The organism is Lonepinella sp. MS14436 (assembly GCF_042470565.1).
Lineage (GTDB): Bacteria > Pseudomonadota > Gammaproteobacteria > Enterobacterales > Pasteurellaceae > Lonepinella.
Genome location: NZ_CP170385.1, coordinates 733,373 through 753,127, shown reverse-complemented (window position 1 = coordinate 753,127; position 19,755 = coordinate 733,373). Strand labels below are relative to the sequence as shown.

The window sequence follows — 19,755 nt, the reverse complement described above, 5'->3', positions numbered from 1 at the left end:
GATCGATATATCCGCCCTTAATTTTTCAATTTAATACCTATCTTTATGAAAAAAATCGTTATTCTTATTTCAGGTTCAGGCACCAATTTACAAGCGATTATAGAGGCTTGCGAAAATAAAATGATTAATGGGCAAATTGTGGCTGTGATTAGCAATAAAGCCAATGCTTACGGTTTAGAACGTGCCAAAAATGCCAATATTCCCACCGCACTTTTTGAACGTAAACATTATCCCAATAATCTGGCAATGGATTTAGCCATTGCGGATTTTATTGCTGATCTTGGGGCAGATTTGATTGTGTTAGCTGGCTATATGAAAATTCTCACCGCTGAATTTACCCAACGCTTTGCTGGCAAGATTTTAAATATTCATCCGTCATTATTGCCAAAATTCCGTGGCTTAAACACCTATCAACAGGCTTTAGAGGCTGGCGAAACGGAACATGGTACATCGGTGCATTTTGTGAATGAGAAAGTAGATGGCGGTGCCGTGATTTTGCAAGCTAAAGTCCCGATTTTCCCTGACGATAGCATAGAAGATATTCAACAACGAGTGAAAACACAAGAATTACAAATTTATCCTTTGGTGGTGAAATGGTTTGTTGATGATCGTTTGAAAGAAATTGACGGAAAAGCCTATTTAGATGGTCAATTACTTTCGCCACAAGGGTATGCCATAGATTAACATTTAAAATAGTTCGGCGTGTGTGCCTAGTCTGATCAATCGTATTAACTATCTTGTACAATTTCTTCAAAGCTATTGTAGGTTTTTAGATGGTTAGTCTTACGATTTTCAATCGTTTCTAACATTGCCAATCTGGTCACTGCATTTGGTGTATCAGCATGATGATCAAATGATAACGGCACCGATTTAGTATCTGCAATTTGATTTAAAAATAGCTTAATCGCTTGTGACGGTGTTAATCCGTAGCTTTCGATCACCGAAAATGCACGTTCTTTTAAGCGAGAGTCCAGACGAATATTAAAGTTAATGCTAGTCATTTTTTTATCCTTTCAGTTTTTGATATAAAGTACCGAAATTGTAAAGCCATTGCCACTACATTGCAATGACTTTTAATTAATGATTGGCAAATAACTAGAAAATAATCCGATCTTTATTTTTATCTAAAGTAGCTTGACCAATACCCTGTACGTCTAATAATTGATCTACGGAAGTGAAAGCACCATGCGTTTCACGATATTGCACAATGGCTTCAGCTTTTTTAGCTCCGATCCCCGTTAAGGCTTTTTGAATTTCTGTGGCGGAAGCGGTGTTAATATTTAATTTATCACCAACTACAGTAGCTTGTGTTTCAGTTGCAACCGTTTGTGCAGTAACTTGCTGAACGGCTGTTGTGGCTGGTTGTGCGGTTTCTGCGAATACGTTTGCACTGCCTAATAATGAGCCAGCTAGTACCACTGTGCCGAATAATGCTTTAATGGATTTCATAAGGTTTCCTTGTTGAAAATAAATATTGATTTTTTGTGTTGAGCATATTGGAAATAAACTCAACGGGGTGTAATTTCAAGCAAAACCCTAAAACTCTCAAGAAATTCACCGCAGTTTTGGAATACATATCACAAAAATAATAAAAAATGAGGGGAAAAGTGGGGGTGAAAAAATTTCGTGGGGATTATGAATAAGAAATTATGAAATAAGACAAAAATAAAAGAGTCATGGCGGTAAGGAAGGGATTTGAACCCTTGATGCAGTTTCCCACATACACGCTTTCCAGGCGTGCTCCTTCAACCACTCGGACACCTTACCATTCTGGACACTCAATGGATTCATTGAGCAAGCGGGCGTGATTATAAGAATTAACTTCCCTTTCGTCTAGTCTTTTTTCGTTTTTCTTGCGAAAACGCAAAGTTTTTTGTAAGAATTTTGGTTAAAATAGTCTGTAGCTTTTAATTTTCGAGATAGAACAATGTTAAATAAATGGTTTCTTACCAAAAATGCCCTGTTAGCAGTTAAGCCGTTCAGTGCATTACAAGATGCGTTTCGCTTAGGTTATGGAAAAACACAATTCATTAAAGATATTATTGCTGGGTTGACGGTTGGGGTTATTGCCATTCCGTTGTCAATGGCATTGGCGATTGCTAGTGGCGTGCCACCGCAACATGGTTTATATACAGCGATTGTAGCAGGTATTGTGATTGCTTTGTTGGGCGGTTCTCGTTTTAATATTTCAGGACCGACAGCCGCTTTTGTGGTTATTTTATATCCTGTGACGCAACAATTTGGCTTGGGCGGATTACTCATGGCGACCCTGTTATCTGGGATAATTTTAGTGCTAATGGCGTTGTTTCGTCTAGGACGGTTAATTGAATATATTCCGTTACCAGTCACTTTGGGCTTTACCTGTGGCATCGGGATTACGATAGCAACTTTGCAAATTAAAGATTTTCTTGGTTTGCATATTGATGTCATGCCAGCCCATTATTTAGAAAAAGTTTATACTATTTTCACCGCACTTCCGACTATTAACTGGGCGGATACGGCAGTTGGTGTTGTTACTTTATTAACTTTATCCCAATGGCATCGTTTTCGTTTACCTTTTCCAGGGCATTTACCCGCAGTCATCATAGGTACGGTTTTATCGCTGGTTTTGATTACGGTTGGTTATGATGTGCAGACCATTGGTTCGGCTTTCCAATATCAACTGGCAGATGGTTCAGTCGGGCAAGGTATCCCTAATGTATTGCCTGAATTTGCCTTACCGTGGAATATTCCGAATGCTCAAGGGAAGTTAGTGGAATGGAACTTTGGTACGATTCAATCTTTGCTACCCGCAGCATTTTCAATGGCGGTTTTAGGGGCGATTGAATCTTTATTGTGTGCGGTGGTATTAGATAATATGACCAATACTAAACACCATTCTAATAACGAATTATTAGCCCAAGGGATCGGCAATATTATTACGCCGTTTCTTGGTGGTATCACAGCAACAGCGGCTATTGCACGTTCTGCTGCTAATGTGAAATCAGGGGCGTTTTCGCCAATTTCCAGTATGGTACATGGCTTGTTGGTATTATTTTCTCTGCTATTATTTGCTCAGGCTTTATCTTATTTACCCTTAGCTTCCATGGCAGCATTGCTGTTAATGGTGGCGTGGAATATGGCAGATCTACGTAATATCATTCATTTAGTTCGCCGTTCGGGAGCGAATGAAATTGCGGTGTTATTAACTTGTATCTTCTTAACCGTGATTTTCGATATGGTGATTGCCATTACGGTGGGCGTGTTGTTGGCGAGTTTATTGTTTATTCGTACCATTGCGGAAATGACTAAATCCATTGAACAAACTCACCCCGAAGATTTAAATGATGTGTTAGTGTATCGCATTAGTGGTCCGCTGTTTTTTGCTGCGGCGGATAATCTATTTGCCGATTTACACGAGAAAACTGTGCATACCGATCACGAAATCAAACATATTGTGTTGCAATGTGATGCGGTTACAGTGCTAGATACGGGGGGAATTCACGCATTAACCCGTTTTGTACAACACATGTTGCCACATCAACAGCTTTATATGTGTAATATGCAATTTCAGCCGTTGCGGATGATTGTAAAATCTAATGCGGTACTTGAATTGAAAAAAATTAATTTTAGTTCGGGATTAGAAGATACCTATCAAAAAATCCGTGATTTTGATAATTTATCTGTTAATTAATAAAAACAAAAGCCACAAGGAAAATATGATGACAGCACAACCTACCTTATTTATCGACCGTGACGGCACATTAATAGACGAACCGAAAACCGATTTTCAGATTGATAGTCTGGAAAAATTAAAACTGGAAAAAAATGTTATTCCTGCCTTACTTAAACTGAAAGATCGTTATCGTTTTGTAATGGTCAGTAATCAAGACGGGTTGGGTACGGATTCTTTTCCACAAGACAGTTTCGATAAACCGCATAATGCGATGATGGAAATTTTTCATTCACAAGGGATTGAATTTGATGACGTGCTGATTTGTCCGCATAAGCCAGAAGATCATTGTGATTGCCGTAAACCGCAAACCAAATTATTAGAAAAATATATTGTCAGACAGCTTTTTGATCCTGACAGTAGTTTTGTGATTGGCGACCGTGCCACTGATGTGCAGTTAGCCGAAAATTTAGGTATTCGAGCCTTGCAATATCACCCTGATAAATTGAATTGGGATTTAATTAGCGAAAAATTACTTGGTGAACCAGTGACCAATATCGGTGAACGTCCACCACGCTATGCCGAAGTGGTGCGTAAAACCAAAGAAACCGATATTAAAGTGCAAGTATGGCTTGATGAAACTGGGGTGAATCAGATTAAAACAGGCATCGGCTTTTTTGATCACATGCTGGATCAAATTGCCACCCACGGCGGTTTTCGTATGAATGTGTCTTGTAAAGGCGATTTATGGATTGACGAACATCACAGTGTGGAAGACACCGCACTTGCCTTAGGCACAGCATTAAAACAGGCGATTGGCGACAAGCGTGGCATTGCACGTTTTGGCTTTGTGTTACCAATGGACGAATGTAAGGCGGAATGTGCGTTGGATTTATCGGGTCGTCCGTTTATTAAATTTAATGCCGAGTTTAAACGGGACAAAGTAGGCGATTTTAGCACCGAACTCACTGAACATTTTTTTCAATCCATTGCGTTTACCATGTTAGCGACTTTACATTTAAGTGTGCAAGGTGAGAATGATCATCATAAAATTGAAAGTTTGTTTAAAGTGTTTGGACGCACGTTAAGACAGGCGATTCGGATTGAAAGTGATGTGTTGCCGAGTAGTAAAGGGGTGTTGTAGTTCTCATATTAGTTGAATATATTGATCTATTTATATATACTTTTAATATATACAAACAAGAGTTGGGAGTAAACAATGACAACAGCAAAATTATTTTGGACAGGTAATTCTCAGGCTTTACGCCTACCCAAAGCATTTCGCTTTAATAGTAAAGAAGTGAGTATTCGAAAACAAGGTCAAAAGGTGATCCTTGAGCCGATTGTAAATGATTGGTCGTGGTTAGACGAACTGACTGAAATGGGTAAACTAGATGAAAGTTTTGTACGCTCTATTGAAGATGGTCGTTTATCTACAGCTCAAGAAAGAGATTGGAGCAGTTTTGAATGAAATATTTGTTAGATACCAATGCCGTTATTGCCATTTTAAATAACAATATAGATTTTATTACTCGCTTGAAACGTTACTCTCCAACTGACTTCGCTTTACCTAGTATTGTTATGTTTGAGCTTTATTATGGTGCGGAAAAAAGTCAGCGTAAAACAGAAAATTTAGCTAAATTAGATAAATTGCCGTTTACTATTTTGCCCTTTGAATTAGATGATGCCAAACAAGCTGGCAAAATTAGAGCAGAATTAACTAAACAAGGGACACCTATTGGTACTTATGATGTACAGATTGCAGGACAAGCAATTAATCGTAATTTAATCTTGATTACCCATAATACTAAAGAATTTGCACGTGTAAATAAATTACGCTTTGAAGATTGGCAATAACTTACGGTTAAACTATAAATTATGAAAAATATTATCATCATCGACACTGGCTGTGCCAACCTATCATCAGTCAAATTCGCTTTTGACCGTTTGGGTTACACTGCCGAGATCTCCCGCGATCTGAATAAAATCCAATCTGCCGATAAACTGATTTTACCTGGTGTTGGCACGGCGATTGCTGCGATGCAAAATTTAGAACAACGCCAACTTATCGCAACCATTCAACATGCGACCCAACCGATGTTAGGCATTTGCTTAGGCATGCAGTTAATGACGGAATATTCCGCCGAAGGCAATGTATCAACCTTAAATCTAATGACAGGGCATACGGAATTAATTCCTAATACAGGTTTGCCATTGCCACATACGGGTTGGAATAAGGTGCATTATGCCGACAATCATCCGTTATTCGTTGATATTGAGCAAGATAGTCATTTTTATTTTGTGCATAGTTATGCGGTATTGCCGAATAAAAATACCATTGCCACCAGTCAATATGGGGTAGATTTTTCGGCTGCCATTGCGAGTAAAAATTTCTACGGCGTACAGTTTCACCCTGAACGTTCTGGTAAAAATGGCTCACAATTATTGCGAAATTTTGTGGAAAATATCTAATGATTCATCAGGGTAATTTATTACGCTGATGACAAATCTATGATAGGCTATAACATACCTTTTTAAGGTAAATTAATTTATATTTTGTTTAATAAATAGGATTCTCAAATGAAAAAATCACTTTTTGTATTACCTTTAGCCGCCTTTGCATTAATCGGTTGTACTAATAGCTCATCTACCACAGACGCTACTTCAAGCTCTGAAGTGGTTGATGTGAGTGAGCCTTATGCAAATGTTCAACCAACCGAAATGCCTAGCACCATGGGACAGCCAAACACTCAATATCAACAGCCAACCTATAACCAACCAACTTATGACCAACCAGCCAGTGGAAATGCTGAACAGGTAGGTAATTGTACGGTGGTGCGTGATGGTACAAATACACCTGTTTATAGCCAAATTCAGAAAGGATGTTACACGGGGGCAACTTATACTGTGGGTAAATACGATACACTTTATTTAATCAGCTACTTAAGCGGTAAAAGTATCAATGAAATTGTGAGCTTGAATGGTCTTTCATCAACAGCAAAATTAACTGTCGGTTCAAATTTACGCTTACGTTAAGCAATACTTTAGGAAAACCTAATGAAGAAATCTATCATAATCCCAGCACTTGACCTGATTGATGGTCAAGTGGTGCGATTACATCAGGGTGATTACGCCAAACAAACCACATATAGTGATAACCCTGTTGAGCAGTTTGCCAGCTATCTCGCTCAAGGGGCGGAACAGTTGCATCTGGTGGATTTAACTGGAGCGAAAGATCCTGCCAAACGTCAAACCAAGCTAATTGGCAACATCATAGAAACCACGCAATGTAAAATTCAAGTCGGTGGTGGTATTCGCAGCGAACAAGATGTGGCGGATTTATTAGCCGTAGGGGCGAATCGTGTCGTGATCGGTTCAACTGCGGTGAAAAATTCAGACCTTGTAAAAGGTTGGTTTGAAAAATATGGGGCGGAAAAATTTGTCTTGGCGTTAGATGTCAACATCGATGAAAAAGGCAATAAAATCATCGCAATCAGTGGTTGGCAAGAAGCCAGTGGGGTGTCGTTGGAAGCCTTAATTGAAGATTATCAATCCGTGGGTTTGCAACATGTTTTATGTACCGACATTTCTCGAGATGGCACCTTAGCGGGTTCTAATGTGGATTTATATCGTGAAATTTGTGCCAAATACCCCGTAATCAATTTTCAATCTTCGGGCGGTATTGGATCATTGGCGGATATTCAAGCATTAAAAGGGACTGGCGTAGCTGGTGTGATTGTAGGACGTGCCTTATTAGAGGGCAAATTTAATGTAGCTGAGGCGATCGAATGTTGGCAAAACGGATAATTCCTTGTTTGGACGTAAAAGACGGTCAAGTGGTGAAAGGCGTGCAATTTCGCAACCATGAAACCATCGGTGATATTGTGCCATTGGCGAAACGTTATGCCGAAGAGGGGGCGGACGAATTGGTATTTTATGATATTACCGCTTCATCAGACGGTCGCACCGTGGATAAAAGCTGGGTGGAACGTGTCGCCAAAGTGATTGATATTCCCTTCTGCGTGGCAGGTGGCATTAAAACTATTGCCGATGCAGAACAGCTTTTCGCCTTTGGGGCGGATAAAATTTCAATTAATTCGCCTGCTTTGGAAAATCCCGAATTAATCACCGCACTTTCTCAACGCTTTGGCGTGCAAGCCATTGTGGTGGGCATTGATAGTTGGTTTGAACAGGAAACGGGTAAATATTGGGTTAATCAATATACGGGCGATGAACATCGTACTCGCCAAACTAACTGGCAATTATTGGACTGGGTCACTGAAGTACAACAACGTGGTGCAGGCGAAATCGTGTTGAATATGATGAATCAGGACGGCGTGCGTAACGGCTATGATTTGGTGCAGTTAAAAAAAGTGCGTGAAATTTGTCATGTGCCGTTAATCGCATCAGGCGGTGCAGGCGAAATGGTGCATTTTCGTGATGCCTTTGTGGAAGCCAATGTAGATGGAGCTTTAGCGGCAAGTGTGTTTCATAAACGGATTATTGATATTGGGGAATTGAAAGAGTACTTACAACAAGAAAAAGTGGAAGTGAGAAAATAATGATTAATACACAAACTATCGACTGGCAAAAAGTTGATAACCTGCTCCCCGTTATCGTACAAAACGCCCAAACTTGCGAAGTATTAATGCTGGGCTATATGAATGCAGAAGCATTAAATAAAACGCTGGTTGAAAAGAAAGTGACTTTTTATTCCCGCACCAAACAACGGCTATGGACAAAGGGTGAAACTTCGGGGCATTTTTTGCATGTGGTGGATATGGCGTTGGATTGTGATAATGATACGTTGTTAATTTTAGTTAATCCTATTGGACCCACTTGCCATAAAGGCACAGAAAGTTGTTTTAGTGAATTGCAAACGTTGCCCGATTGGGTATTTTTCAGCAAATTAGAAAACCTGATTAAATCACGCAAAAATGCCGATCCTGACAGTTCTTATACTGCTAAACTATATGCGAAAGGGACGAAGAAGATTGCTCAGAAAGTAGGTGAAGAAGGGGTTGAAACTGCCTTAGCGGCAATGGCGAAAGATCCTGATGAAGTGGTGTCTGAAACAGCAGATCTGCTTTATCATTTAACTGTGTTATTGCAAGATGCCAACTTAAATTGGGCAAATGTGATGGATAAATTAAAACAACGCCACGCAGGAATTGGTTTGCACCCTGAGGGTTCAAATAAGTAGAAATACATTATTCGCAACTATTTCACCGATTATAAACAACAAATAAACCGCACTTTTTAAACAAAAGTGCGGTTTATTTTTCATTAATTTTTAAATCAACAATTACGCTAATTTTTTAATTTGAGCTGCTAATTTAGATTTGTGGTTAGCTGCTTTGTTAGCGTGAATTAAGCCTTTAGATGCCATACGATCCACGACTTTTTGCATCTCAACGAAAGCGGCTTCTGAAGCTGCTTTATCGCCAGTTGCTACTGCTGCATAAGTTTTTTTGATGTAAGTACGCATCATTGAGCGTTGACTTGCATTGTGTTGACGGCGTTTTTCAGATTGAACCGCACGTTTTTTTGCTGACTTGATATTAGCCAAGGTCAAACTCCTAAGAATTTCTGTTAATTAATCAATATTGCTCTTTCATTCAAAATTAGAATGAGCTGTCTGTAAATTTGTTGTTTTCGGTGAGACACAACCGAATCTTGGCACCGTTTTTCGGTTGCTATAAGCCGTTAAGCAACGCTTTAAACAATGTAGGGCGAGATTTTATCAGTTTTTTTTGTTTTAATATAGCATTAAAATGAAATTTCTATAAAATTAAGCTAATTTTTTCCGATTTCTACATTGAGAACAACCATTTTGAGTAAACGACTTTTAAAATCAGGCATTATCGTCAGCAGCATGACATTACTTTCACGCGTACTCGGTTTAGTGCGAGATGTGGTGATTGCCAATATTATTGGGGCGGGAGCAGCAGCAGACGTGTTTTTATTTGCTAACCGTATTCCGAATTTTTTACGCCGTTTATTCGCAGAAGGTGCATTTTCGCAAGCCTTTGTGCCAGTCTTAGCGGAATATCAAAAATCAGGCGACATCAACAAAACTCGTGAATTTATTGCCAAAGTGTCGGGAACCTTAGGCGGTTTAGTGACTCTTGTTACTGTATTCGCTATGATTGCTTCGCCGATTGTCGCCGCCATTTTCGGGACGGGTTGGTTTGTGGATTGGCTTAACGATGGACCCAATGCGGAAAAATTTAGCCAAGCGTCATTATTGCTTAAAATTACTTTCCCTTATTTATGGTTTATTACGTTTGTGGCGTTATCAGGGGCGATTTTAAACACCATTGGCAAATTCGGCGTGATGTCTTTCTCGCCTGTATTGCTGAATATTGCCATGATTTGCACCGCACTTTTATTAGCGCCACATTTAGATAGCCCTGATCTTGCGTTGGCTATCGGTATTTTTGTCGGTGGTTTGCTACAATTTCTGTTTCAAATTCCCTTTTTACGTCAAGCTGGCTTATTAGTTAAACCTCAATGGGCGTGGAATGATGTGGGTGTGAAAAAAATCCGTACCCTGATGATTCCCGCTTTATTCGGCGTTTCCGTCAGTCAAATTAATTTATTGCTTGATACCTTTATTGCCAGTTTTTTAATGACAGGATCGATTAGCTGGCTGTATTATTCCGACCGTTTACTGGAATTTCCGCTCGGTTTATTTGGCATTGCGATTTCTACCGTGATTTTGCCCACATTAGCTCGTCATCATGTGAATCGTAGTGATGATGCACAAAAAAGTGCGGTGGATTTTCGTCAAACTATGGATTGGGGCGTGCGAATGATTTTATTACTCGGCGTGCCAGCCATGATCGGTATTGCGGTATTAGCTGAACCCATGTTACTCACTTTATTTATGCGTGGGCAATTTTTGCTCAATGACGTGCAAGCCGCTGCCCTTTCGTTGTGGGGATTTAATGCTGGCTTATTGAGTTTTATGCTAATCAAAATTCTGGCGAACGGTTACTACGCCAGACAAGACACCAAAACCCCCGTGAAAATTGGGATTATTGCCATGGTCAGTAATATGGGCTTTAATCTATTGGCTATTCCGTTTAGTTATGTGGGTTTAGCCATTGCGTCTGCCATGTCAGCTACGCTCAATGCTTATTTGCTTTATCGTGGTTTAGCCCAAGCCGATGTGTATCATTTTTCGAAAAAAAGTGCGGTATTTTTTGTCAAAGTTTTGCTTTCTGCCGTGGTAATGGGATCGTTGGTGTGGTATTTTAGTCCTGAATTAATGACATGGCATGCCATGACATTTTTTAAACGAGTACATTGGTTAGCTTGGTTAATCTGCCTTGCTGCAGTAAGCTATTTTGCTATGTTAATCTTACTCGGTATCCGCAAACAGGATTTATTAGCCAAAAGCTAAGGATAACCATGATTTATCTCTTATTAGCTGCCCTTATTTGGGGGAGTTCATTTATTGCAGGAAAATACAGTTATGCGATGTTTGACCCTGCCATTACCGTGCAATTACGTTTAGCCATTGCAGCCATTTTTTCTTTGCCTGCCTTTTTTCCTGCTTATCGCAAAATTCCAAGCCATTTAGTCAAAAAAATGTGGCTGATTGCATGTTTGGTGTTTCCAACGGTATTTATGTTGCAATTTATCGGGCTATCTTTCACCTCCGCTGCCAGTGCCGTCACAATGCTCGGGGCAGAACCCTTAATTACCGTGCTAGTTGGCGTATTATTCTTCAAACAACGGCTTAAATTAATCGACATTTTGTTTGGTATCGTTGCCTTTATCGGGGTTGCCTTAGTGGTATTAGGTTCTGAAGAACAAGGCGATGTCAGCCTATTAGGTTGCTTAATGGTTCTCTCTGGCGGTTTCATTTTTGCGTTTTGTTTATATATGAGCAAAGATGTGATGAAAGAACTCAAAGCGGTTGAATTTACCAATATTTTAATTGTATTAGGCACCGTAACCTGTGTTCCGATGACCTTATTATTTACCCAAAATTGGCAGATTAATCCGAGTAGCGAGGGTATTTGGGGGATTCTCTATTTATCCGTAGGTTGCACATGGTTAGCCTATATTTTATGGAACAAAGGCTTACAAGATGTCAGTGCCAATATTTCCGCTATTTTCAGTGCGTTAGAACCTGTGTTTGGGGTTTTTCTTGCTTTGCTGATTTTAGGCGAACATCTTTCTTTGGTCACAGCAGTCGGTGTCGCTTTGGTTATTTTCTCCGCCATGGGATCCACGCTATTACCTGTTTGGTTTAGAAAATGGACAAGTCCGAAATTGAACTAATTTTGTTTGATTAGGGCGTGTCCCTATTTCATAAATCTATAGATTTTGGAGGGAAAAAGCACATATTCAAGGCAAAAATCGCAGCCATAGCTATTCTATGGCGAGAATTTTTAACGCAGAATAGGGGCTTTTTACCCCAAAAGATACGATTTTATGAAATAGGGACACGCCCTAACAACCCCAACACTTCATAATGACTAGTATGTGGAAACATATCGAATAGTTGGATTTTGCGAAGTTGGTAATGGCTTAATTCGGCTAAATCTTTTCCCATACTCACCGCATTACAGCTGGAATATAAAATAAATGGCGGTTGCATTTGATTGAGAAATTGGGCTAACGGCTTGCCAATGCCTCGTCTTGGGGGATTGACGATGACTAAATCAGGCTTCGTTTGTTGATCCTTTAGAGCAAAATTAGCCGCATCGAGGGATTGAAAATTGACATTTTTTAGACCGCACTTTTCCGCTGATTTTTTCGCTGCTTGAATGGCAGACGGTGAAATTTCAATGCCAGTTAATTCAACATGCGGATTTTTCTCGCTAAGTGCTTTCGCACAATGTAAACCAAATCCGCCTACGCCACAAAACAAATCCCACAGCGAATTAATGGGAAAATCTTTTATCCACTGTTGAGCTGTCGCATAGAGGTTTTCTGCCACGGTTGGATTGGTTTGGAAAAAACCTTGTGGACGAATAAATAGCGGAATGTGGTTAAATTGTTCTTCTAACACTTGCTGTTCAGTGAGAAAAATTTCTTTTTCGCCCTCTAAAATCGCCGCATGCTGGGGTTGAATATTCGCGGTAATTACCTTTAACTGCGGTAATTTTGCTTGTAATTTCGCTAATTCTCGTTGAATTAATGCAATCTTGTTCTCGGAGCGTAATACAAAACGCAACATCAATTCGCCGTTATAACGGCTTTCGGTGAGTAAAATAAATTTCAGTTCGCCCTTTTGTTTCGCTATGTTGTATGGCACTAACCCTGCACGTCCAATAAAGTCTTTGAGAATAGGGAAAATATTGACAAAATGGGCTGGATAAAGCTCACAATCCGTTAAATCTACCGCTTGATTTTGCTCATTGACAATGCCTAAAATCGGGCGTTCCACCGCCCCTGACACCACCATTTTGGCTTTATTGCGAAACGCTGTCAGTGGTGATGGAAAAGGTGCAAACCAAGCGAGTTTTGACAGATCTAATTTAGCCAACTGTTGTTTTAGATGCACTTGTTTTTGGTGTACTTGTAATGGATAGTCGTTCGCTATCCATTGACAAGACTGGCATTGTTGAGCTTGATAATACTGACAATTAATCATCATTAGATTTTACATTCCAACCAACGCTGTTGAAATGCAGTCAATGCTTTATGATTATTTAACCAACGTTCGGTTTTAGTCAGTTCATTCCACGAAAAAGATTTTTGCTTAAATAGTGAACGTAAACGCTGTTGACGTTGCTCAAAGTGCGGTGCATTTTCTTGCAGTTTTAGCTTATCCAACACTTGCACCACGCCATCAGGTTCGTTGCATAACAATAATAAATCACAACCTGCGTGCAAGGCTTTTTCGCTACGCTCTACAAAATCGCCCATAAATCCTGCCCCTTTCATGCCTAAATCATCGGAGAAAATCGTCCCTTGGAAAGCGAATTGTTGGCGAAGAATGGTCTGTAACCAGTAACTTGAACCGCTGGCTGGTTGGTTATCACATTGCGTATAAATAACATGGGCTGGCATAATCGCATCAAGCAAATTGTTGGCAATCAACTGTTGAAAAGGCTGAATATCTTGCTCAAAAATCACCGCACTTGGACGCTCATCATAAGGCGTTTCTAAATGACTATCAGCGATAACGTGACCATGCCCAGGGAAATGTTTGCCTGTGGTCGCCATGCCTGCTTGTTTCATGCCGTGGATAAACGCCGTGGCAAGGCGAATGGTAGGTTCAATATCACCACTAAAACTACGATCGCCGATGGCTTTGCATTGATGCCCTAAATCTAGCACTGGAGCAAAACTTAAATCAATATCCAGTGCCGTCATTTCTGCTGCCATTTGCCAGCCACATTCTAAAGCAAGACGTTGTTGTTCTTGATGATCAGAACAAATTTCGGCAAAAGATTGCATGGCAGGCAGTTGGGTAAAACCATCACGGAAACGCTGTACCCGACCGCCCTCTTGATCCACGGTGATCAATAAGGGCTTTTTCACTCGTTGCCGAACCGCTTTAATCAGGGCTTGAATTTGTTCACGGTCGTAAAAATTGCGACTGAATAGAATTAAGCCTGCGACTAAGGGGTGTTCTAGCAGTTCCACTTCTTCTTGGGTAAGCTGTTGACCTTTTAAATCAATAAGTAAAGTTGACATAGTTATTTTAATTGTAAATATAAACGATAATTCACACTTTCAGGTGTTGGCTTACTCAAATTAATGGCTTGCTTTTGTTCAGGTGCAAGCAATAAATTCGCCCGATATTGTTCTTGTTGTAAGCTCACAGGTTGCGTCACGCCGTTTTGATCATACCAAAATACGTCATATTGAACGTTAATATTTTGATTTGATTTATTTTTTACCCATGCGGATTGAGCGGTTGCATTAGCATCAATCAATGGGTTAAGTTCCGCCGTAATATTTAAAATCGGGGCATGAGTATAAACTAATGACGGCTGGCTTGAACTACAGGCGACTAAAAAAAGTGCGGTGCAAATTAACAGAATTTTTTTCATGTACTCACCCTATTTTGCCAACATTCTGCCGAGCGGTTCACCGCCAACTAAGTGCATGTGAATATGAAATACTTCTTGTCCGCCATGTTTATTGCAGTTCACAATTAAACGATAGCCATCTTCCGCAATACCCTCTTGTTCGGCAATTTTGGCTGCCACGGTAAATAACCGTCCTAAAGCAATTTCATCTTCTGTGGTCACATCATTGACGGTTGGAATCAATTTGTTAGGAATGATTAAAATATGGGTGTTGGCTTGTGGTGAAATATCACGGAAAGCGGTGACTAATTCATCTTGATAAACAATATCCGCTGGAATTTCTTTACGAATAATTTTGCTGAAAATGGTTTCTTGTGGCATAGTTTTGTCCTCTATAAAATTGGGTAAAATTGTACCGCACTTTTCACCAAAAAATTATCAGAAAATGGAAAAAATAGCAATTTTTAAGCGGTTTTGTTAATGGTTTGTTACAAGGCTGTTATACTTTTTGATCTAAAACAAATTTTCTATCAGCTTTCATGAAATTTCTTTGCTTTTCATCAGGATTTATTCGTATAATTAACAAAATTGATAAAATTTCAAAAAATGTTTAAGTTGCTGTTTTAGTAAGCGAGTTAAATAATAAAATAATATGATGAAATCTGAAGAAAATATCTCAACAGTAATGGCAAGTCCTGCTCAAATGGCTCAAATAGGTGAAGATGCAGGGGCGTATAAAGCCAGCAAAAATCAATTCTATTCTTTCTTATCTGCCATTTCCGCAGGTGCATTTATTGCTCTAGCATTCGTTTTTTATACTACTACGCAAACTGGTAATGTTGGCACATCTTGGGGCTTAACCAAATTAGTCGGTGGTCTGGTATTCTCTGTCGGCGTTATTATGGTGGTGGTATGTGGTTCTGAATTATTTACCTCTTCTACGATGACGATAGTGGCACGTGTTGGGGGCAGAATTAATACCTTGCAAATGTTACGCAACTGGATTGTGGTCTATTGTGGTAACTTTGTAGGGGCGATTTTTATCGTGTCGTTAATTTGGTTTGGTGGTCAGTTAATGGCGGCAAACGGTCAGTGGGGCTTAACCATTTTGCAAACGGCGCAACATAAAATTCATCATACTTGGATTGAAGCCTTTTGCTTAGGTATCTTGTGTAATATTATGGTATGTATTGCAATATGGATGGCGTATGCTGGCAAAACCCTGACGGATAAAGCCTTTATTATGATTTTACCGATCGGTTTATTTGTGGCATCAGGCTTTGAGCATAGTGTGGCGAATATGTTTATGATTCCCTTAGGTATTTTAACTGCTCATTATTCTTCGCCAGAATTTTGGCAAATGATTAACATTGATCCAGCACTATTTGCTGATTTAGATGTCTATCATTTTATAGTGAAGAATTTAATTCCCGTTACTTTAGGTAACATTGTGGGTGGTGGTATTTGTATTGCGTTAATGCAATGGTTTACCAATCGACCACATTCACATTAAGCTGTAATTTGTGGTAGTTTATGTTTATAGTAGTTTCGTGGTAAAAATAATAGCAGTTGAAATTATTTTTATATTGTTAAAAGTTTATTTATTAGAGAAGGAAATTATCCAATGACTCAATTAACAGAAAATCAACAAAAAGCGTGGCAAGGTTTTGTCGCAGGTGACTGGCAAACTGAAGTAAATGTACGTGATTTTATCCAAAAAAACTATACGCCGTATGAAGGTGACGAATCTTTCTTAGCAGAAGTTACCCCAGCAACAGCGACCCTATGGGCAGATGTGATGGAAAAAATCAAAGTGGAAAATGCCACTCACGAGCCGTATGACATCGACTGTGATACGCCGTCCACCATTACTTCACACAAACCAGGTTATATTGACCAAAAATTAGAAAAAATCGTGGGTTTACAAACTGATGCACCTTTAAAACGTGCGATTATCCCTTACGGTGGGATCAAAATGGTTAAAGGTTCATGCCAAGTTTATCGCCGTGAATTAAACCCTGAAGTTGAACATATCTTTACTGAATACCGTAAAACCCACAACCAAGGGGTATTTGATGTTTACACACCAGATATTCTACGTTGCCGTAAATCAGGTGTAATTACTGGTTTACCAGATGCTTATGGTCGTGGTCGTATTATCGGTGACTACCGCCGTGTTGCCTTATACGGTATTGATTTCTTAATGAAAGATAAATTTAAACAATTTAATTCATTACAACCACGTTTAGAAGCAGGCGAAGACATTCAAGCGACTATTCAATTACGTGAAGAAATTGCTGAACAACATCGTGCGTTAGGCAAAATCAAAGAAATGGCAGCAAGTTATGGTTTTGATATTTCAAATCCAGCAACCAACGCACAAGAAGCCGTACAATGGACTTACTTCGCTTATTTAGCGGCGGTTAAATCGCAAAACGGTGCAGCAATGTCATTCGGTCGTGTGTCTTCATTCTTAGATATTTATATCGAACGTGATTTGCAAGCAGGTAAAATTACTGAACAAGAAGCACAAGAATTAATCGACCACTTAGTGATGAAATTACGTATGGTGCGTTTCTTACGTACTCCAGAATACGATCAATTATTCTCTGGCGACCCAATGTGGGCAACTGAAACCTTAGCTGGTATGGGCTTAGACGGTCGTACCTTAGTGACTAAAAACAGCTTCCGTATTTTACACACTCTTTACACCATGGGACCGTCACCAGAACCAAACTTAACTATTCTTTGGTCTGAACAGTTACCAGAAGGCTTCAAACGCTATTGTGCCAAAGTGTCTATTGATACTTCATCTGTACAATACGAAAACGATGACTTAATGCGTCCTGACTTCAACAATGACGACTATGCGATTGCGTGCTGTGTATCACCAATGGTGGTTGGTAAACAAATGCAATTCTTCGGCGCTCGTGCAAACTTGGCGAAAACCATGCTTTATGCGATCAACGGTGGTATTGATGAAAAATCAGGTATGCAAGTGGGTCCTAAAACTACACCAATTACCTCTGAATACTTAGAATTTAATGAAGTAATGGATCGTATGGATCACTTTATGGATTGGTTAGCCACTCAATATGTAACTGCATTAAATATCATTCACTTTATGCACGATAAATATGCTTATGAAGCCTCATTAATGGCATTACATGATCGTGATGTTTATCGTACCATGGCGTGTGGTATTGCTGGACTTTCTGTGGCAGCGGACTCTTTATCTGCGATTAAATATGCTAAAGTCAAACCAATTCGTGGCGATATTAAAGATAAAGATGGTAACGTAGTCGCAAGCAATGTGGCAATCGACTTTGAAATTGAAGGCGAATATCCACAATTCGGTAACAACGACAGCCGTGTAGATGATCTTGCGGTGGATTTAGTTGAACGTTTTATGAAGAAAATCCAAACCCATAAAACCTACCGCAATGCAGTACCAACACAATCTGTGTTAACCATTACCTCTAACGTGGTTTATGGTAAGAAAACTGGTAACACCCCAGACGGTCGCCGTTCAGGTGCGCCATTCGGACCAGGTGCAAACCCAATGCACGGACGTGACCAAAAAGGTGCGGTAGCCTCATTAACTTCTGTGGCTAAATTACCATTTGCTTATGCGAAAGACGGTATTTCCTATACTTTCTCTATCGTACCAAATGCGTTAGGTAAAGATTATGAAGCACAAAAACGTAACCTTGCAGGTTTAATGGACGGTTACTTCCACCACGAAGCCACTGTAGAAGGCGGTCAACACTTGAATGTGAACGTATTAAATCGTGAAACATTGCTAGATGCGGTTGAACACCCTGAAAAATACCCACAATTAACCATTCGTGTTTCAGGTTATGCGGTACGTTTCAACTCATTGACTCGTGAACAACAACAAGATGTGATTACTCGTACGTTTACGGAAGCGATGTAATCACAGCAAAGCCCTGCACTTGTGTGCAGGGTTACGATAGTGACGATGCTCCGCATCTGATTATAAGCTACGGAGTAGCGACCACATGCTTAGCCTAGTACGCCAGTGCTAGGCTTTTTTGCTATTTATGCGTATAATAAACCCAATAATTTAAAGATATAAATCCATTTACTATGCAACTAATACGCAGTATTCATCATTTTCCACGTAATTTTTCCCCTTGTGCCTTAACCATCGGCAATTTTGACGGCATTCATTTAGGGCATCAAAAAATCTTAACACATCTGAAAGAAAAAGCTCGGGCGTTAAATTTACCCACTGTCGTGATGATTTTTGAGCCACAGCCTCGGGAATATTTTCAAGGGGAAAAAGCACCAGCAAGATTAATGCGATTACGAGATAAGTTACATTACTTTCAACAAGCTGGCATAGATTATGTAATCTGTGCTAAATTTGACCGCACTTTCGCAGAACAAACCGCACAAGATTTTATTAGTGAATTATTAGTCAATAAACTCAACGTAAAATTCCTAAGCATTGGCGATGATTTCCACTTTGGGCAAGCTAGACAAGGTAATTTTGCTTTACTCCAGCAAGCAAGCCAAAAATACGGATTTGAAGTAGAAAATAACCGCACTTTTTGCTTAAATGAATTACGTATTAGCAGTTCTGCCATTCGACAAGCGTTAGCGGAAGATCGACTAGTAGATGCAGAAAAATTGCTAGGCAGACCTTATTGTATCTGGGGAAAAGTGATCCATGGTCAAAAACTCGGACGTACCCTAGGTTTTCCTACGGCAAATATTCACTTACATCGCCAAGTCAATCCCATTAAAGGAGTATATGCGGTGCAAGTGAAATTAAACTGCGGTCAAATTGTGCAAGGTATTGCCAATATCGGGCAACGTCCAACTGTACAAGGTCTGATACAATTATTAGAAGTTCATCTATTTGACTTTGACCAAAATTTGTATGGACAAAATATTCAAGTGGAATTTTGCTACAAACTGCGTAACGAAATAAAATTTGCTTCTCTTGAGGCATTAAAACAACAAATTCAGCAAGATGCAGATATTGCTAGAGCTTATTTTCATTCAAAATAAGTACATAAATAAAAGTGCGAGAAAATACAAAAATTTTCACCGCACTTTTATCTCTAATAGCGA

22 protein-coding genes and 1 tRNA gene are annotated in these 19,755 nt (G+C 39.6%); 15 read left to right on the top strand and 8 right to left on the bottom strand.

Annotation, left to right across the window (positions count from 1 at the left end):
* The first annotated feature begins 45 nt into the window (after positions 1–45).
* Positions 46–684 carry a phosphoribosylglycinamide formyltransferase gene (purN, locus tag O1Q81_RS03600; protein ID WP_386689510.1) on the top strand — a complete coding sequence of 213 codons (639 nt, stop codon included), beginning with the start codon at positions 46–48 and terminating at the stop codon, positions 682–684.
* Between the two features lie 44 nt (positions 685–728).
* Here purN and O1Q81_RS03595 read toward each other — a convergent pair whose 3' ends face one another.
* The 3 genes from O1Q81_RS03595 to O1Q81_RS03585 all read right to left on the bottom strand — a co-directional run bounded on the left by O1Q81_RS03595 (position 729) and on the right by O1Q81_RS03585 (position 1,767).
* Positions 729–1,001 carry a type II toxin-antitoxin system RelB/DinJ family antitoxin gene (locus O1Q81_RS03595; RefSeq protein ID WP_386692530.1) on the bottom strand — a complete coding sequence of 91 codons (273 nt, stop codon included), beginning with the start codon at positions 999–1,001 and terminating at the stop codon, positions 729–731.
* Positions 1,002–1,095: 94 nt separating this feature from the next.
* Complete coding sequence (locus O1Q81_RS03590; RefSeq protein ID WP_386698259.1) at positions 1,096–1,449, bottom strand: ComEA family DNA-binding protein; 354 nt, start codon at positions 1,447–1,449, stop codon at positions 1,096–1,098.
* A 228-nt stretch (positions 1,450–1,677) separates the two neighbouring features.
* A tRNA-Ser gene (locus O1Q81_RS03585) sits at positions 1,678–1,767 on the bottom strand.
* A gap of 160 nt (positions 1,768–1,927) precedes the next feature.
* On the opposite strand from O1Q81_RS03585, the gene dauA reads away from it, so the two are divergent.
* The 9 genes from dauA to hisIE all read left to right on the top strand — a co-directional run bounded on the left by dauA (position 1,928) and on the right by hisIE (position 8,855).
* A complete protein-coding gene (gene dauA / locus O1Q81_RS03580; protein ID WP_386689502.1) occupies positions 1,928–3,673 on the top strand; it encodes a C4-dicarboxylic acid transporter DauA in 1,746 nt (581 codons plus the stop codon).
* Positions 3,674–3,701: 28 nt separating this feature from the next.
* Positions 3,702–4,796: a bifunctional histidinol-phosphatase/imidazoleglycerol-phosphate dehydratase HisB gene (hisB, locus tag O1Q81_RS03575; protein WP_386698257.1), complete on the top strand. Its 1,095-nt coding sequence runs from the start codon at positions 3,702–3,704 to the stop codon at positions 4,794–4,796.
* 75 nt (positions 4,797–4,871) lie between these two features.
* Positions 4,872–5,123, top strand: coding sequence for an antitoxin (locus O1Q81_RS03570; protein WP_386689496.1), 252 nt, complete (start codon positions 4,872–4,874; stop codon positions 5,121–5,123).
* Entirely contained in the window at positions 5,120–5,509 is a 390-nt protein-coding gene (locus O1Q81_RS03565) for a type II toxin-antitoxin system VapC family toxin (protein ID WP_386689494.1), read from the top strand. The genes O1Q81_RS03570 and O1Q81_RS03565 overlap by 4 nt, the downstream gene beginning before the upstream one ends.
* A gap of 21 nt (positions 5,510–5,530) precedes the next feature.
* Positions 5,531–6,124 carry an imidazole glycerol phosphate synthase subunit HisH gene (gene hisH, locus O1Q81_RS03560; RefSeq protein WP_386695762.1) on the top strand — a complete coding sequence of 198 codons (594 nt, stop codon included), beginning with the start codon at positions 5,531–5,533 and terminating at the stop codon, positions 6,122–6,124.
* A gap of 108 nt (positions 6,125–6,232) precedes the next feature.
* Positions 6,233–6,688, top strand: coding sequence for a LysM peptidoglycan-binding domain-containing protein (locus O1Q81_RS03555; protein ID WP_386698255.1), 456 nt, complete (start codon positions 6,233–6,235; stop codon positions 6,686–6,688).
* 21 nt (positions 6,689–6,709) lie between these two features.
* Positions 6,710–7,459 (top strand): 1-(5-phosphoribosyl)-5-[(5-phosphoribosylamino)methylideneamino]imidazole-4-carboxamide isomerase, encoded by a 750-nt coding sequence (gene hisA / locus O1Q81_RS03550; RefSeq protein WP_386698253.1) that lies wholly within the window; start codon positions 6,710–6,712, stop codon positions 7,457–7,459.
* Positions 7,441–8,214, top strand: coding sequence for an imidazole glycerol phosphate synthase subunit HisF (gene hisF, locus O1Q81_RS03545; protein ID WP_386698251.1), 774 nt, complete (start codon positions 7,441–7,443; stop codon positions 8,212–8,214). The genes hisA and hisF overlap by 19 nt, the downstream gene beginning before the upstream one ends.
* Complete coding sequence (gene hisIE / locus O1Q81_RS03540; protein ID WP_386698249.1) at positions 8,214–8,855, top strand: bifunctional phosphoribosyl-AMP cyclohydrolase/phosphoribosyl-ATP diphosphatase HisIE; 642 nt, start codon at positions 8,214–8,216, stop codon at positions 8,853–8,855. Before hisF ends, hisIE begins: the two co-directional genes overlap by 1 nt.
* 102 nt (positions 8,856–8,957) lie before the next feature.
* On the opposite strand, the gene rpsT is transcribed toward hisIE, so the two are convergent.
* Positions 8,958–9,221 carry a 30S ribosomal protein S20 gene (rpsT, locus tag O1Q81_RS03535; RefSeq protein ID WP_386689482.1) on the bottom strand — a complete coding sequence of 88 codons (264 nt, stop codon included), beginning with the start codon at positions 9,219–9,221 and terminating at the stop codon, positions 8,958–8,960.
* A 264-nt stretch (positions 9,222–9,485) separates the two neighbouring features.
* Between rpsT and murJ the strand changes: the two genes are divergently transcribed.
* Both murJ and O1Q81_RS03525 read left to right on the top strand, forming a co-directional pair.
* Positions 9,486–11,060: a murein biosynthesis integral membrane protein MurJ gene (gene murJ, locus O1Q81_RS03530; RefSeq protein WP_386698247.1), complete on the top strand. Its 1,575-nt coding sequence runs from the start codon at positions 9,486–9,488 to the stop codon at positions 11,058–11,060.
* An 8-nt stretch (positions 11,061–11,068) separates the two neighbouring features.
* Positions 11,069–11,947 (top strand): DMT family transporter, encoded by an 879-nt coding sequence (locus tag O1Q81_RS03525; RefSeq protein ID WP_386698246.1) that lies wholly within the window; start codon positions 11,069–11,071, stop codon positions 11,945–11,947.
* 151 nt (positions 11,948–12,098) lie between these two features.
* On the opposite strand, the gene rlmC is transcribed toward O1Q81_RS03525, so the two are convergent.
* Genes rlmC through hinT form a run of 4 tightly spaced genes read right to left on the bottom strand, consistent with a single transcriptional unit; the run spans position 12,099 to position 15,033 of the window.
* Positions 12,099–13,265, bottom strand: coding sequence for a 23S rRNA (uracil(747)-C(5))-methyltransferase RlmC (gene rlmC, locus O1Q81_RS03520; RefSeq protein ID WP_386698607.1), 1,167 nt, complete (start codon positions 13,263–13,265; stop codon positions 12,099–12,101).
* Positions 13,266–13,267: 2 nt separating this feature from the next.
* Positions 13,268–14,314 (bottom strand): beta-N-acetylhexosaminidase, encoded by a 1,047-nt coding sequence (gene nagZ, locus O1Q81_RS03515; protein ID WP_386698244.1) that lies wholly within the window; start codon positions 14,312–14,314, stop codon positions 13,268–13,270.
* Positions 14,315–14,316: 2 nt separating this feature from the next.
* Entirely contained in the window at positions 14,317–14,673 is a 357-nt protein-coding gene (locus O1Q81_RS03510) for a YcfL family protein (protein ID WP_386689467.1), read from the bottom strand.
* A 9-nt stretch (positions 14,674–14,682) separates the two neighbouring features.
* Positions 14,683–15,033 (bottom strand): purine nucleoside phosphoramidase, encoded by a 351-nt coding sequence (gene hinT, locus O1Q81_RS03505; RefSeq protein ID WP_386689464.1) that lies wholly within the window; start codon positions 15,031–15,033, stop codon positions 14,683–14,685.
* A 274-nt stretch (positions 15,034–15,307) separates the two neighbouring features.
* On the opposite strand from hinT, the gene focA reads away from it, so the two are divergent.
* The 3 genes from focA (at position 15,308) to ribF (ending at position 19,692) form a co-directional block, all read left to right on the top strand.
* Positions 15,308–16,165 (top strand): formate transporter FocA, encoded by an 858-nt coding sequence (gene focA, locus O1Q81_RS03500; protein ID WP_386690198.1) that lies wholly within the window; start codon positions 15,308–15,310, stop codon positions 16,163–16,165.
* A gap of 111 nt (positions 16,166–16,276) precedes the next feature.
* Positions 16,277–18,589: a formate C-acetyltransferase gene (gene pflB / locus O1Q81_RS03495; protein WP_386689462.1), complete on the top strand. Its 2,313-nt coding sequence runs from the start codon at positions 16,277–16,279 to the stop codon at positions 18,587–18,589.
* A gap of 173 nt (positions 18,590–18,762) precedes the next feature.
* Positions 18,763–19,692 (top strand): bifunctional riboflavin kinase/FAD synthetase, encoded by a 930-nt coding sequence (gene ribF, locus O1Q81_RS03490; protein WP_386689460.1) that lies wholly within the window; start codon positions 18,763–18,765, stop codon positions 19,690–19,692.
* Positions 19,693–19,755 lie beyond the last annotated feature (63 nt).